Consider the following 13,139-nt stretch of genomic DNA (forward strand, 5'->3'; position numbering starts at 1 on the left):
CCGGCGGCCGCAGGGGGCCGCGGCCGCCGGCGCGCCCGCGGGTCAGCCGACGAGGATCTCCCGGAGCTCCTTGCCGAGCTCCTGCTGCTGCTTCGCCCCCGACTTGCCGTCGACGAGGGTGACGCCGGTCTTGTTGATGGGCAGGTTCTCCAGCACCTCGGGCGACAGGTACTTCTGCATGTCGCGCCCGCCGGTGCCGCTGTAGATCTTCTCCGTGAACTTGGCCTGCGCCTCGCGGTGCTGCGCGTACCACTTGATGAACTCGAACGCGGCCGACTTGTTCTTCGCGCCCTTGGTCACGCACCAGCCCTCGTCGAAGAGGAGGCCGCCCTCCCAGAACAGCTTCAGCTCGGGGACCTGCTTCTTCGCCGAGACGAGCACCGTGTTGGGGGCCTGCATGATGCCGACCTCGCCGTCCACGACGGCCTGCTGCATCTGCGCGGGGCTCGTCGACCAGACCTGCACGTTCGGCTTGATCTTCTTGAGCGCGTTCATGGCGCGGTTCACGTCGACCGGGAAGAACTGCTTCGGGTCGACGCCGTCGCCCTCCAGCGCGAACAGGCTCGTGAAGATCGGGTTGTTCGCGGTGATGCCGCGCGTGCCGGGGAAGTTCTTCACGTCGAAGAACTCCGACGGCTTCGTCGGGCACTTCTTCACCAGCTTCGTGTTGCAGCCGATGAGGTTCACCGTCCCGCCGTGGTCGAGGTAGTACGGCTCGGACGCGCTCGGACGGATCGCGCCGTCGGCCACCAGCGGCGTGATCGTGTCGATCAGCGACTGGGGGAACTTCTCCAGGTTCCCGTCCAGGACGAGCTTCGCGGTGTCGCCGCCGGGCGCCTCCAGCAGGTCCCACTCGACGTTGTTGCCCGCGCGCTGCGCCGCGACCTTGGCCGCGAACCCGCCGCCCGGCGTGGCGATCGTGACCTTGATCCCGGTGTCCTTCGTGAACTGGTCGTAGAAGAACTCCTTGTTCGCGGCCGTGAACGACCCGCCCCAGCCGGCGACGACCAGGGTCTTGGAGTCGCCGCCCGAGCCCGAGTCCGAGCCGCCGCAGGCGGCGGCGCCGGACGCGACCACGGCGAGGGCGATCAGCGCCGCGAGCCGTCCGCGGCGGCGCCCTGTGGGGGGACGGTTTCGCTGGGAAGACATGTCATCCTGCTCCTTCTCGTGCTGTATGCGTTGACCGCTCGCCCCCCGGGTGTGCGACTCCGTCGCGCGCGGCCGGCGGCACCCTCAGGTGAAAGTCGGTGTGCCGTTGGTAGGTGTCGGCGACGCGGAGCACGGTGCTCTCGCCGAACGGTCGTCCGACCACCTGGACGGACAGGGGGAGCCCGGACGCGGCGTACCCGCAGGGCATGGCCGCCGCCGGGAGCCCGGCCGCGTTCCACAGCGCCTGGAAGCCCGGCCGGAGCAGCGCGGCGGCGAAGTCCGCCGTCGCGACCGGCGCGGGCGGGGTGAGCGTGACCGGGGTGAGGAGCACGTCGACCTTGGCGAACACGTCCGCGAGGGCCCGCCGGAACAGCGCCCTGACCCGCTGCGCCTGGACGTAGTCGGCGCCGGTGAAGAACGCCGCCCGGGCGAGCAGCTCGCGCGTCGTCCGGCCGTAGTCGTCCCACCGGCGGACGAGGTCGCCGCGGTGGTAGGCGAAGCACTCGCACAGGAACGTGACGTTGTTGGCGTCGTTCGCCTCCTGCGCGTACGGGACGGCGACGTCGGTGAGCGTCGCCCCGGCCCGTGCCAGCTCGTCGGCGGCGCGCAGCACGCCGCCGCGGACCTCGCCGTCCAGCAGCGGCGAGTCGAGGAAGTACCGGGTCGGGACGCCGATCCGCAGCCCCTCGACCCCGCCGTCCCCGCGCGTCCCGGCGGCGTAGCGGTCCGCGGGGAGCGGCGAGGAGTGCGGGTCGCCGGGGTCGTGCCCGGCGACGGCGTCGAGGATCAGCGCGCAGTCGTAGGCGCCGCGCGCCATCGGCCCGACCGTGTCGAGCGTGAACGCGCACGGGACGACGCCGTTCTTCGGCACCCGCCCGAACGTGACCTTCAGCCCGGTGCAGCCGTTCGCGCCGGACGGGCCGCGCACCGACCCGCCCGTGTCCGTGCCGAGCCCGCCGAGCGCGAGGCCCGCGCTGACGGCGATCGCCGTCCCGGAGCTGGAGCCCATCGCGGTGTGCTCCGGGTTCCACGGGTTGCGCGGGAACGGGAAGCGGGACGGCGGCTCGGGCAGGCCGCACGCGAACTCGTTCGTCGTGGACTTGCCGAGCAGGACGCTCCCCGCCGCCCGCAGCCGCGCCACGGCCGGGGCGTCCGCGCCGCCGCCCCAGCCCGGCGCGAGCACCTCGCTGTTCGCCCTGGTCGGCGCGTCGCGGGTGGCGATGAGGTCCTTGACCACCAGCGGGACGCCCTGGAGCGGCGACCGGTCGATCCCGCGCGCGAAGTCGGCGTCGGCGGCGGCCGCCGCCGCGAGCGCCCCGTCGGCGGTCACGGCGACGTACGCGCCGAGCGCGCCGTCGAGCCGCGCGATCCGGTCGAGGACCGTCCGGGTCAGGTCCTGCGAGGTCACCGCGCCGGAGCGGAGGGCCCCGGCGGCGTCCTCGATGGTCAGCGGGAGGGGCGCCGTCATCGGCCGTCCTCGCCGGGCAGCGCGCGGGTCCGCGCGATCGCCGCCGGGTCGACCGGCTCGACGTCGCGCAGGTCCAGTGCGGACAGCGCGTCGGCCTTCGCGCGCAGGCCCCGGTGGCTGGACGCGATCCGCGCGATCTCGTCGGCGGAAAGCTTGAGCCCCGCCGCGCGCAGCGCGTGTTCCGCCGCGTGGACGTCCGTTGCTTCGTCCACCTGCGTGCCTTCCCTTCGGTTGTGCCGTGGATACGATCGGCCGCACCGCCCGACCCCGAGGAGCAGCGCGTGAGTGCCGAACCCCTGCGCATCGACGTGACCGGCCCGGTCGGGCTGGTCGAGATCCGCCGCCCGGACCGGCGCAACGCCATCGACGCGGCGACCGCGGCCCGCCTCGTCGAGGCGGTCGCCCGGCTCGACGCCGACCCGGCCGTGTCCGCGATCGTGCTGTGCGGCCAGGGCGGCGACCTCTCCTCGGGCGCGGACATGGCCGAGCCCGCGCCGGACCCGGCGGACGTCCCGTGGCGGCAGACCCCTCACGCGCGCCTCCTGCGCGCCGTGCGGACGAGCGCGCTGCCGGTGGTCGCGGCCGTCGAGGGCTGGGCGCTCGGCCTCGGCGTCGGGCTCGTCGGAGCGTCCACGTACGCGGTCGCGGGCGCGTCGGCGCGGTTCGGGCTGCCCGAGGCGCAGTTCGGCTTCTTTCCGATGGGCGCGGCGCCCAACGTGGTGCGCCGGGTCCGTCCGGACGTCGTGCTCCGCTGGGCGCTCACCGGCCGCCGGTTCGGGGCCGCCGAGGCCGCCGCGCACGCGCTGGTCACCGACGTCGTCCCCGCCGGGGAGGCGCTCACCGCCGCCCGCGAGCTGGCCGCCGGGCTCGGGTCCGCGCCCCGGCACGTCGTCACGGCGGGCATGGCGTGGCTGCGGCAGTGGGCCGGGCACGCCGTGGGCCCGCTGGACGACTGGTCCGAGGAGCACATGACCTTCGCCGAGCCGCCGCCGGAGGAGTGACGCGCGCTCATGCGATCCCGGCCCGCCAGCGCTGCAGCGCCGGTACCAGCGGACGGCCGTCCGCGCCCCGGTTGATCCACAGCCGCTCCAACCTCCGGCGGTACGCCGGGTCGGACGGGTCGTCGACGAACCCCGTCCGCGAGTGGATCACCGCGTAGTTGTTGACGAACTCCAGGTCCCCGGCCCGCAGCTCCACGTGGACGGCCGTCCCGGGGCGGCGCAGCAGCGAGTCCAGGTACATGAGGCAGGTCATCTCCTCGGCGCTCAGCCGGGGGACGTCCTCGTACCGCATCGCGCTCATGATCCGCTTGGTGGCGAGGGAGCAGCTCAGCACGCCGTCCGCGACGGAGAAGATCGGCCGCGGGCTCCAGCCCGGCTCGCCGGCCGGCCCCTCGCCCTCCCAGTCGGTGGCGTACTCGGTGGAGACGAGCTCCAGCCATTCCGGGTGCTCGCTCACCAGCGCGTTGTAGACGGTCGCCGCGCTGGCCACCACCCGCGCGCCGCCGCTCCGCGCGGGCGCGAGGCAGAGGTAGCTCGCGACGTCGGTGGGGTCGGTGTGGAACGGCGCCCCGGCCTTGCTGTGGTAGCTGCCGCTGGGCTGCTCGGGGTGGCGGGCGTCCGCGAGGACGCGCACGAGGTCGCCGTCCCGGTTCTGCGGGACGATCTCGCCCAGGCAGCGGGCGATCGTCCAGTGGGCGCGGGACGCCCGCTCGGCCGGGAACCGCGTCCCGAGCGGGAGGCCGCGCAGGACGGCGTAGCCGTGGCCGTCCTCCAGCCGCTCGACCAGCTCGGAGACCAGGCCCTCCAGGCCGGGGACGGGGCCGTCCCGGCGCGCCGGGTCGCGGTCGGGCTCGGCGTCGAGGGCGGCGTCGAGCGCGCCCATCTCGGCGCCGGTGAGATGCCGCGCGTACGGCTCGCCGGACTGGAGGTCGGCGGCGGTCCACACGCTCGGCCCGGTCACCGGCCGGTTCAGAACCTCTGTCGTCACGATGTGCTCCTGATCGCTGTCGGCCGGGGGATCACGCGGACCGCGCCCACTCCAGGCGCGAGATCCCGCTGCGCCAGTAGTGGTATTCGGGGCAGACGACCCGTCCCGTGTCGGGACGGCTCACCCACAGCCGCAGCAGGTGCCGCTGGAACTCCGGGTCGTCGGGGTCGTCCTCGAAGCCGGTGCGGCTGTGCACCGTCACGAAGTTGTTGACGAACTGGATGTCGCCGACCTCCAGCGTCATGTCGAGCGCGATGCCGGGACGGGTCGGGATCTCGTCCAGGAACAGCAGGCACTCGACCTCGCGGGCGGTGAGCCTCGGCACGTCCGGGAACCGGGTGGCGCTGAGGATCCGGCCGGTGCGGTAGGCCGCCGAGAGCAGGCCGTCCACGTAGGAGTAGAGCCGCGAGTAGTACCAGCCGGGACTGCCGGGCGGCTCCTCGCTGACCCAGTCGGTGGGGAACCGCTTGTAGAGGATGTCGAGCCACTCCGGGTGCTCGTCCAGGACGATGTTGTACGCGGTCATCGCGCTCGCGACCAGGCTGATCCCGCCGCTGCGCGCCGGGTGCAGGCACATCAGCCCGACGATGTCGGTCTGGTCGGTGTGGAACGCGGCGGCCGAGGCCGTCGCGTACCCGCGCGCGTTGTGGCCCTTCGCCCCGAGGTTGCGGATGTGGCCGATCAGCTCGCCCTTGCGGTTCTGCGGGACGAGCTCGCCCATGTGCAGGCCGATCGCCCAGTAGATCTTGGTGGCCTCTTCCACGGTGTACCGGTCGTGGATCGGCAGGCCGCGCAGCAGGACGAACCCGGTGCCGTGCTCCAGGTCGGCCACGACGTCGCGGACCTTCTCCGCGAATCCGGGCAGCGGGAAGTCGCGCTTCGACAACTCCTGCGCGGTCCTGTCCCGGACGCGGGCGAGCGCCCGGTCGAACTCCAGGAGGTCGTCCTCGGTGAACCTGCGGGCGTAGGAGTCCTCGGCGCCGATGTCGGCGGCCGTCCAGACGCTTCGCCCGGTCACCGGTTCTCTCAGGATGTCTACCATCACACGAACTCCAAATAGAGGCGCCGGCCTCTGCCGTGCCGCGCCGCGCGTTCTGTCCTGGATCGAAGGGGAGTGTCGGTGGGGAGTGGGGAACCGGCGCCGCTCGTGGCGGCTACACCGCGGTTCCGTGCCTGTCGTGCCGCCTGGCCAGCAGCTTCGCGACGGTGAGCAGCTGGATCTGCGAGGTGCCCTCGTAGATCCGGAAGATCCGGCAGTCCCGGTAGAGACGCTCGATCTCGCTCTCCTTCACGAAGCCGTAGCCGCCGTGGATCTGGAGTGCCTTGTCGACGGCCTGGAAGCAGTTCTCGCTCGCGACGTACTTGGCGAGCGAACCGGCCCGCCGGACGTCCTCGTCCCGGTCGCGGAGGGCCGCCGCGTGGTAGGTGTGCAGCCGCCCGGACTGGACGAGCGCGTCGATCTCCGCGAGCAGCATCTGGATCGCCTGCAGCTCGCGGATCGGACGGCCGAACTGGACCCGCGTCGCCGCGTACCCGGCGGCGAGGTCCAGGGCGCGCATCGCGACGCCGTTCGCCAGCGCCGCGACGTCGATGCGGGCGCTGTTGAGCACCTCCAGCGCGATGCGCCCGCCGCCGCCCGGCTCGCCGAGCACGGCGTCCGCGCCGACCCGGACGCCGTCGAACGTCACCTCGTAGGCGTGCTCGCCGCGCAGGCCGAGCTTCTCGATGGGTGCGGAGAAGCCGACGCCGTCCGCCCCGGTGGGGACGAGGAACGCGGTGATGCCCCGGATGCCCGCGTCCGGGTCGGTCATGGCGAACACGGTGAGCGCGTCCGACTCGCGGGCGTTGCTGATGAACGTCTTGCCGCCGATGATCGTCCAGCCGTCCGGCCCGGCGGTCGCGCGGGTCCGGATGCGGGAGATGTCGGAGCCCGCGTCGGGCTCGGTGAGGGCGAAGGCCACCCGGAACGTCCCGGCGGCGAGGCCCGGCAGGTACCGCTCGCGCTGGTCGGGCGACCCGAACTGGCGCAGCGTCTCCATGCCGAGGTAGTGGCCAGCGAACACCGACCCGAGGGAGGCGTCGGCGTAGGCGATCTCCTCCATCGCGAGGACCTGCGTCCGCATGTCCAGGCCGAGGCCGCCGAGCTCCTCGGGGACGGTGATCCCCATGAGCCCCATCCCGGCGAGCCGCGCGAACAGCTCGGCCGGGTACTCGGCGGCGGCGTCGCGGCGCGCCGCGCCCGGCATCACCTCCCTGCGGCAGAACTCCCGCAGGGTGTCGCGGAGGTCCCGCGTCTGGTCGTCGAGCGGCTCAAGCATCGCCGTCCTCCCGCCGGGCCGGGGCGCGCAGCGCGCCGTCCTTGATCACCGACGCCACGAGGTTGGCGCCGAACCGGTTGACGACGTGCTCGTGCGACGGAACGTTCCAGATCACGGCGTCCGCCCGCTTGCCCGGCTCCAGGCTGCCGATGTCGGCGTCCCGGCCGAGCGAGACCGCGGCGTTGATCGTGCTCATGTGCCACACCTCGCCGTAGCCGAGCCGGTAGAGCCGCGCCGCGAGCTGCAGGACGGCCTGCATCGACAGGTTCGGACTGCTGCCCGGGTTGTAGTCGGTCGCGAGCGCCACCAGGGCGCCGGAGTCGACGAGCCGCCGGTAGCGCTCGGCCAGCCGCGGGCGCCGGGGATCCGACCAGCCCTCCTCGCCGGGCCCGGGGACCATGTCCATCAGGTGGTAGCTGACGCCGGGCAGCAGCGTCGCGACGGTGTCGGAGTCGGCGAGCATCCCGATCGCCCGGTCGGTGACGTGCTCCAGGTGGTCGGCGGACGCGGCGCCCGCCTCCACCGCCGTCTCCGCGCCCGCGCCGTGGCCGGTCTGGTCGGCGTGGAACCGCAGCCGGTAGCCGTGCTCGTCCGCGGCGCGGGCGATCTTCAGGCACTCGGCCGGGGCGAAGCCCGCCGGGTCGCAGGTGACGTCGCAGAACTCGGCCAGGTGGCGCACCTCGCCGAGCTGCGCGATGACGCCGTCCACGTGCTCCTCGCGCGGCGCGCCCGGCGGCGGGACGTGCGCGCCGAGGAACGTTCCGACGACGTCCACCGGGTGGTCGAGGGCCGCGACGACCTGGAGCAGCCGCCGCTCGGCCGCCGCCGTCAGCCCGTACCCGGACTTCGCCTCGGCGGTGGTCGTGCCGTGCGCCAGCATCGTGTCGAGCCGGGACAGCGCGCCGTCGCGCAGCCGCTCGAACCCGGCCGCGGCGGTCGTGCGGGCGGTGTGCCCGATGCCCGAGGCGAGCGAGCCGCCCGGCGTGCCGAGCACTTTGCGGCCCCACTCCTCGTGCCGGTAGCCGTCGTGGACGAGGTGGGTGTGCGTGTCCACGAAGCCGGGGGTGACGAGCCGTCCGGTGGCGTCGAGCACCTCGCGTCCGGTGTGCCGCGCGAGCACCTCGGCGGACGGCCCGACCGCCACGATCCGGCCGCCGTCGATCGCGAGCGCGCCGTCCGCGATCCGCTCCGGACGGCCGAGATCCGCGCCCCGGACGCCCCGTCCGGACGCCGGGCGGCACGTCAGCACCTCGGCCGCGTGGGCGATCACGAGATCGACCTCAACCGGTGTCTTCTGGCTGGACAGCCCGCCGCTCATCTGCAACCCTGTCATCTAGTAAAAATCGAAGGTCACTAGATGAAAGCATATGGTCGGGGGCGAGGCAAGCACTCGGAGCAAGACGCCCGAACCGCCCACCACCCCGCCGACCACGCGGATCACGGCGCGGATCAGGCGCAGACGACTTGGAGGACCAGAGGGTGTCGACAGAGAACGGGCGGGTGCCGACGCGCACCGTGGAGCGGGCTCTCACGCTGCTGGTGGAGGTCGCGACCAACGACGGCCTCGGCCTGGTGGACCTCGCGCGGCGGGTCAACCTGTCGCCCGCGACCGCGTCCCGGCTGCTGCGCACGCTGGAGGCGACGGAGTTCGTCCGGCGCGACGGCGACGGCGCCTACCACGGCGCCAGCAGGCTGATCCAGGTGGCGGTGACGTCGATGAGCAGCGTCCCGCTGTACCGGCTCGCCGAGCCGCACCTCGCCGAACTCCGCGACGAGGTCGGCGAGAGCTCCTACCTCGGCGTCGCCGGGCCGCAGGACACCGTCCTGTACGCGCGGATGGCCGAGAGCGGCAAGTCGATCCGGCACAGCGGGTGGCTCGGCCGGACCGTCCCGCTGAAGGACACCGCGATCGGCACCGCGCTGCGCGGCCGGTGCGGCGACCTCGGGTACGTCAGCGCGAGCCACACGCTGGAGGACGGCGTGACGGCGATCGCCGCGACCGTCCGCTGGCCGGACGGCAGCCCCGCCGCCGCGCTGAGCGTCGTCGGCCCGACCTACCGGATCCCCGACGAGCAGGTGCGCGCGATCGGGGAGCGCGTCGCCGCGCACGCCCAGGCCCTGTCCCGGGAACTCGGCATGCCGGACCTCGACGCCGCCGCGGCGCCGGGCCCGGCCGATCGCTAGCGAAGGAAGAGAGGACCTGATGGCCGACGATGCCGGATTGGCGGTGGGCGCGCGTTCGCGCAGCGCCCGCCATGTCGCGGAGGACCGCGACGCCGCGGCCCACCCCGCCGAACTGTCGGCGCTGCTGCGCCTGCTGGACGAGGTGCGCCCGTCCGGCGGCGCGCGGCTCGTGTCGCTGCGCTGGGACCGGCCGCCCGCGTCGGACCCCGGGGGCGGCGCGACCGGCCTGCGGCTGGAGGCGACCGTCACGCGGCGGGTGCCGGGCGCGGAGGGCGCGACCATCCACCAGGCGGTGCGCGTCCTGGACGACGACGACCGCGTGCGGTCCCGCTCGACCGTGGCCTGGAACGCTCCCGTCGAGCTGAGCCGGGCCGAGGCCGCCGCCTGGAAGGACGCCGACTTCGCGTCCGTCCGGTGGGGGGAGCGGCTGCGCGACCGGCTCGCCGCCGACCCCCGCTTCGCCGCCGCCACGCGCAGCTTCGACGGGGCGATCGCGTTCGCCGTGCCCGACCGGCAGGTGCACTTCCGGATCTACCGGGGGACGGTGATCGACGTCGCGCGCAAGTCCCTCGACGGCGCGACGTTCGCGGTCGAGGGCGCGGATCTCGCGTGGGTCGAGCTGCTCGGCGCCGCGTCCAACGACTTCATCCGCCGGACGAGCGACGGGCACTTCCGCGTCCAGGGCAGCGGCTACCAGTACCTGCGCATGATCAAGGCCGTCATGATCATGATCGACCAGGCCCGCGCGCTGGCGCGCGACACGGCCCCTGACACGACGCTGGAGGCGACCGGTGCATAACGCCGAGTACCTGGAGCTGGACGGGCGGCTGGCGTTCGTCGAGACCTGGCCGGGCCACCGGCCGACCGTCCTCTGCGTCCACACGGCGGGGCAGAGCGGCGTGCAGTACCGGCACGCCGCGCCCGGCCTGGCCGGGCTGGGCTTCGGGGTGGTCGTCGCCGACCTGCCCGGGCACGGCCGGTCCGAGCCCGCGCCGGACGGGCCGGTCAGCGACCTGTCCTGGTACGCGGAGTGGTGCGTGCGGCTGATCGCGAAGCTCGGGCTGGAGCGGCCCTACCTGCTCGGCTGCTCGATCGGCGGCAGCATCGCGCTGGACGTCGCGACCCGCCTGCCCGGCGAGCGGTTGTCGGGCGTGGTGGCGCTGGACCCGTCCGGGGTGCTCGGCAGCGACGGCGGGCCGCCGCCGCCCCCGCTGCTGGAGGACGCCGCGTCCCCGAGCATGCGCGACCGCACCTACTTCGGGACGATCGAGGCGTGCGGCAGGTCCGTCCCGGCCGAGCGGGCGGAGCTGATCGCGCAGATGCACTGCCGCGAGGACTGGCACATCACCGTCAGCGACATCCACGGCGCGCTCACCCACGACATCCGCGCGGAGCTGGCCCGGATCACGTGCCCGGTGCGGATCCTCACCGGCGAGGACGACTACTTCGTCCCGCCGAGCCGGGTGCGGCGCGTCGCGGACCTCGTCCCGCACGCCGCGTTCGAGGTGATGCCGGGCATCGGGCACTACCCGATGGAGGAGATCCCCGACTTCGCGGAGCGCTTCGACGGCTGGGTGCGCGAGTTCGAGCCCGCCGGCGCGCCCGCCGCCGCGCCCGCCGTCGCCGAGCTGGACGGGGCGGCGCCGTGACGATCCGTGGCAAGGCCTTCGTCGTCGGCGCCTATGAGCACCCCCGCCGCGACATCCCCGACCTGTCGGTGGCGGAGATCCACGCCGAGGTGGCGCTCGCGGCGCTCGCCGACGCCGGGCTGTCGCCCTCGGACGTGGACGCCTACTTCTGCGACTCCGACGCCCCCGGCGTCGGCCCGCTGTCGATGTCGGAGTACCTGGGGCTGCGCTGCCGGTACCTCGACACGACCGAGACCGGCGGCGCGTCCTACCTCGCGCACGTCGGGCACGCGGCGGCCGCGATCGCGGCCGGGAAGTGCCGGGTGGCGCTGTGCGTCATGGGCGGACGGCCGCGCACGCTGCGGCTCGCCGCCGGGCCGAACCTGTCCGGGGCGCCGGAGACGGACTTCGAGACGCACTGGGGGATCACCGACACGGTCCACAACTACGCGCTGGTCGCCATGCGGCACATGCACGAGTTCGGGACGACGAGCCGCCAGCTCGCCGAGGTGAAGGTGGCCGCGTCGCTGCACGCGCGGCACAACCCGAACGCGTTCCTGCGCAAGCCGGTCACGGTGGAGGACGTGCTGTCCTCGCCGATGATCAGCGACCCGCTGCACCGGCTGGACTGCTGCGTCATGACCGACGGCGGCGGCGCGGTCGTCGTCGCGAGCGCGGAGGTCGCGCGGCGGCTGCCGCGCCGGTCGGTCGCCGTCCTCGGGCACGGCGAGGCGGCGAAGGGGACCGGCACGGGACGTCCCGACCTCAGCCACACGGCGGCGGTGTGGTCGGGCCCGGCCGCGTTCGCCGAGGCCGGGGTGGCGCCCGGCGACATCGATTACGCGTCGATCTACGACTCCTTCACCATCACCGCCCTGATGGCGCTGGAGGACCTCGGGTTCTGCGCGAAGGGCGAGGGCGGGCGGTTCGTCGAGGACGGCGCGCTCGTCGCCCCGCACGGACGGCTGCCCATGAACACCGACGGCGGCGGGCTGTGCAACAACCAGCCCGACAACCGGGGAGGGATGGCGCGGATGATCGAGGCGGTCCGCCAGTTGCGCGGCGAGGCCGCGCCGGAGGTGCAGGTGCCGGACTGCCGCCTGGCCGTCGTGCACGGCTCGGGCGGACGGCTCGCCACCCGCAGCTCGGCGGCCACCCTCGTCCTCGGCCGGGAGGACGCGTGAGCACCCGGGGAGAAGGCGTGAGCGTGCCGCTGCCCCGCGCGGACTTCACCCCGTCCGGCGCGGACGAGACGTTCTGGGCCGCCACCGCCGAGGGGCGGCTGCTGCTCTCCCGCTGCGAGTCGTGCGCGACGATCGTCTGGTACCCGCGGCCGTTCTGCCCGCGCTGCGGCGGACGCGACATCACGTGGTTCGCGGCGTCGGGCGAGGCGACCGTCTACACCTACACGGTGGTGCGGAAGGCGCGCGGCGAGTACCGCGAGCTGACCCCGTACGTCGTGGCCTACGTCGAGCTGGCCGAGGGGCCCCGGATCCTCACCAACATCGTCGGCTGCGACCCGGCCGAGGTGCGGATCGGCCGGCGGGTCACGCTCGTCTTCGACCCGCCCGCGCCGGACGGCGAGGGCGAGGTGCGGGCCCGGCTCTACCGGTTCCGGCCGAGCGACTGAGATGTGACGGCTATCACTCCAACTTTCCGCTCCGAATTCCGATCATGACCGTTTCGATCCGGCCCGGAAATTCTTCGAACAAAACAAGGGCCGGGCCCATCGTAAGAAAGCAGAAGAGGGCACGGGTTCACGAGCTGAAAGTCGAGTAAGCCACCGTGTCGTAACGGAGTGGACATGCGACTCGGAAAGGCGACCGTCCTCGGTCTCGTCGTCGGAGCCGTCACGGTCGGGCTCGCCGCCCCCGCGATGGCCGACCCCGGTGACGTGGTCGTCCAGCCGAAGCAGGCCCGTCCCGGCGACAAGATCACCGTCGTGGGCAAGAAGTGCGCGACAGACGGTGAGGCGGGCTCGCTCGCGTTCGTGGGCGGGGCCGTCCCGCTGAACGGCGCCGAGGAGGTCGACGGCCGGTCCGGCCTCGCGACCATCAAGCAGGACACCGTCCCCGGCACCTACACGGTGCAGGTCAGGTGCGGCGGCCACCGCTCGGTCGGCGAGATCGTGGTCGTCGAGCGGAAGGCGCAGCCGAAGACGCAGCAGACCCAGCAGCCGACCCACCAGCCGACGGCGAAGGCCACCCCGCACGGCGGGCCCGCGACGGGCTTCGGCGGCGGGAGCGGCGGCAGCGGCGGCACGGCGCTGCTGGCGGGCGGCGGGGTCCTCCTGCTCGGCGGGTTCGGGCTCGGCGCCCTGGCCGTCCGCCGCCGCGGCGGCGCGGCCGCGTAACGGCGGAATTCCGGTGGCCGTCCTTTCCGGGGCGGCCACCGGAGCCATTC

Annotated in this window: 14 protein-coding genes; 7 read left to right on the top strand and 7 right to left on the bottom strand. The window is 73.9% G+C overall.

Translation table 11 applies throughout. The features are described from left to right. Nucleotides 1–42: 42 nt before the first annotated feature. Genes ACH01S_RS22525 through ACH01S_RS44545 form a run of 3 tightly spaced genes read right to left on the bottom strand, consistent with a single transcriptional unit; the run spans nucleotide 43 to nucleotide 2,829 of the window. Complete coding sequence (locus tag ACH01S_RS22525; RefSeq protein WP_067894697.1) at nucleotides 43–1,149, bottom strand: extracellular solute-binding protein; 1,107 nt, start codon at nucleotides 1,147–1,149, stop codon at nucleotides 43–45. A 1-nt stretch (nucleotide 1,150) separates the two neighbouring features. Next, entirely contained in the window at nucleotides 1,151–2,617 is a 1,467-nt protein-coding gene (locus ACH01S_RS22530) for an amidase (RefSeq protein WP_067894701.1), read from the bottom strand. Beyond that, nucleotides 2,614–2,829 (bottom strand): hypothetical protein, encoded by a 216-nt coding sequence (locus ACH01S_RS44545; protein WP_067894704.1) that lies wholly within the window; start codon nucleotides 2,827–2,829, stop codon nucleotides 2,614–2,616. The genes ACH01S_RS22530 and ACH01S_RS44545 overlap by 4 nt, the downstream gene beginning before the upstream one ends. A gap of 69 nt (nucleotides 2,830–2,898) precedes the next feature. Here ACH01S_RS44545 and ACH01S_RS22540 point away from each other — a divergent pair, with 69 nt between their 5' ends. Beyond that, entirely contained in the window at nucleotides 2,899–3,618 is a 720-nt protein-coding gene (locus ACH01S_RS22540; RefSeq protein WP_067894708.1) for an enoyl-CoA hydratase/isomerase family protein, read from the top strand. 7 nt (nucleotides 3,619–3,625) lie between these two features. Here the strand turns inward: ACH01S_RS22540 and ACH01S_RS22545 are convergent, their stop codons facing one another. The 4 genes from ACH01S_RS22545 to hutI all read right to left on the bottom strand — a co-directional run bounded on the left by ACH01S_RS22545 (nucleotide 3,626) and on the right by hutI (nucleotide 8,257). Beyond that, nucleotides 3,626–4,606, bottom strand: a complete 981-nt coding sequence (locus ACH01S_RS22545; RefSeq protein WP_148344390.1) for a TauD/TfdA family dioxygenase — start codon at nucleotides 4,604–4,606, stop codon at nucleotides 3,626–3,628. A gap of 31 nt (nucleotides 4,607–4,637) precedes the next feature. Further along, nucleotides 4,638–5,624, bottom strand: coding sequence for a TauD/TfdA family dioxygenase (locus tag ACH01S_RS22550; protein WP_169809333.1), 987 nt, complete (start codon nucleotides 5,622–5,624; stop codon nucleotides 4,638–4,640). Nucleotides 5,625–5,760: 136 nt separating this feature from the next. After that, nucleotides 5,761–6,924 carry an acyl-CoA dehydrogenase family protein gene (locus tag ACH01S_RS22555; RefSeq protein ID WP_067894717.1) on the bottom strand — a complete coding sequence of 388 codons (1,164 nt, stop codon included), beginning with the start codon at nucleotides 6,922–6,924 and terminating at the stop codon, nucleotides 5,761–5,763. Further along, a complete protein-coding gene (gene hutI, locus ACH01S_RS22560) occupies nucleotides 6,917–8,257 on the bottom strand; it encodes an imidazolonepropionase (protein ID WP_083980998.1) in 1,341 nt (446 codons plus the stop codon). The genes ACH01S_RS22555 and hutI overlap by 8 nt, the downstream gene beginning before the upstream one ends. A gap of 146 nt (nucleotides 8,258–8,403) precedes the next feature. On the opposite strand from hutI, the gene ACH01S_RS43720 reads away from it, so the two are divergent. The 6 genes from ACH01S_RS43720 to ACH01S_RS22590 all read left to right on the top strand — a co-directional run bounded on the left by ACH01S_RS43720 (nucleotide 8,404) and on the right by ACH01S_RS22590 (nucleotide 13,089). Then, entirely contained in the window at nucleotides 8,404–9,108 is a 705-nt protein-coding gene (locus ACH01S_RS43720; protein ID WP_169809334.1) for an IclR family transcriptional regulator, read from the top strand. A 19-nt stretch (nucleotides 9,109–9,127) separates the two neighbouring features. After that, the gene (locus ACH01S_RS22570; RefSeq protein ID WP_067894726.1) at nucleotides 9,128–9,907 is read left to right on the top strand and encodes a hypothetical protein; all 780 of its coding nucleotides are present in this window, start codon (nucleotides 9,128–9,130) and stop codon (nucleotides 9,905–9,907) included. Further along, nucleotides 9,900–10,757 carry an alpha/beta fold hydrolase gene (locus ACH01S_RS22575; protein WP_067894730.1) on the top strand — a complete coding sequence of 286 codons (858 nt, stop codon included), beginning with the start codon at nucleotides 9,900–9,902 and terminating at the stop codon, nucleotides 10,755–10,757. Before ACH01S_RS22570 ends, ACH01S_RS22575 begins: the two co-directional genes overlap by 8 nt. Further along, on the top strand, nucleotides 10,754–11,920 hold the full coding sequence (locus ACH01S_RS22580) for a thiolase domain-containing protein (RefSeq protein WP_067894733.1): 1,167 nt from the start codon (nucleotides 10,754–10,756) through the stop codon (nucleotides 11,918–11,920). Before ACH01S_RS22575 ends, ACH01S_RS22580 begins: the two co-directional genes overlap by 4 nt. A 17-nt stretch (nucleotides 11,921–11,937) precedes the next feature. Then, entirely contained in the window at nucleotides 11,938–12,366 is a 429-nt protein-coding gene (locus ACH01S_RS22585) for a Zn-ribbon domain-containing OB-fold protein (protein WP_067894736.1), read from the top strand. 174 nt (nucleotides 12,367–12,540) lie between these two features. After that, nucleotides 12,541–13,089, top strand: a complete 549-nt coding sequence (locus ACH01S_RS22590) for a hypothetical protein (protein ID WP_067894741.1) — start codon at nucleotides 12,541–12,543, stop codon at nucleotides 13,087–13,089. The last annotated feature ends 50 nt before the right edge of the window (nucleotides 13,090–13,139 follow it).

The organism is Actinomadura chibensis NBRC 106107 (assembly GCF_001552135.1).
In the GTDB taxonomy this organism is placed as follows: Bacteria; Actinomycetota; Actinomycetes; order Streptosporangiales; family Streptosporangiaceae; genus Spirillospora; species Spirillospora chibensis.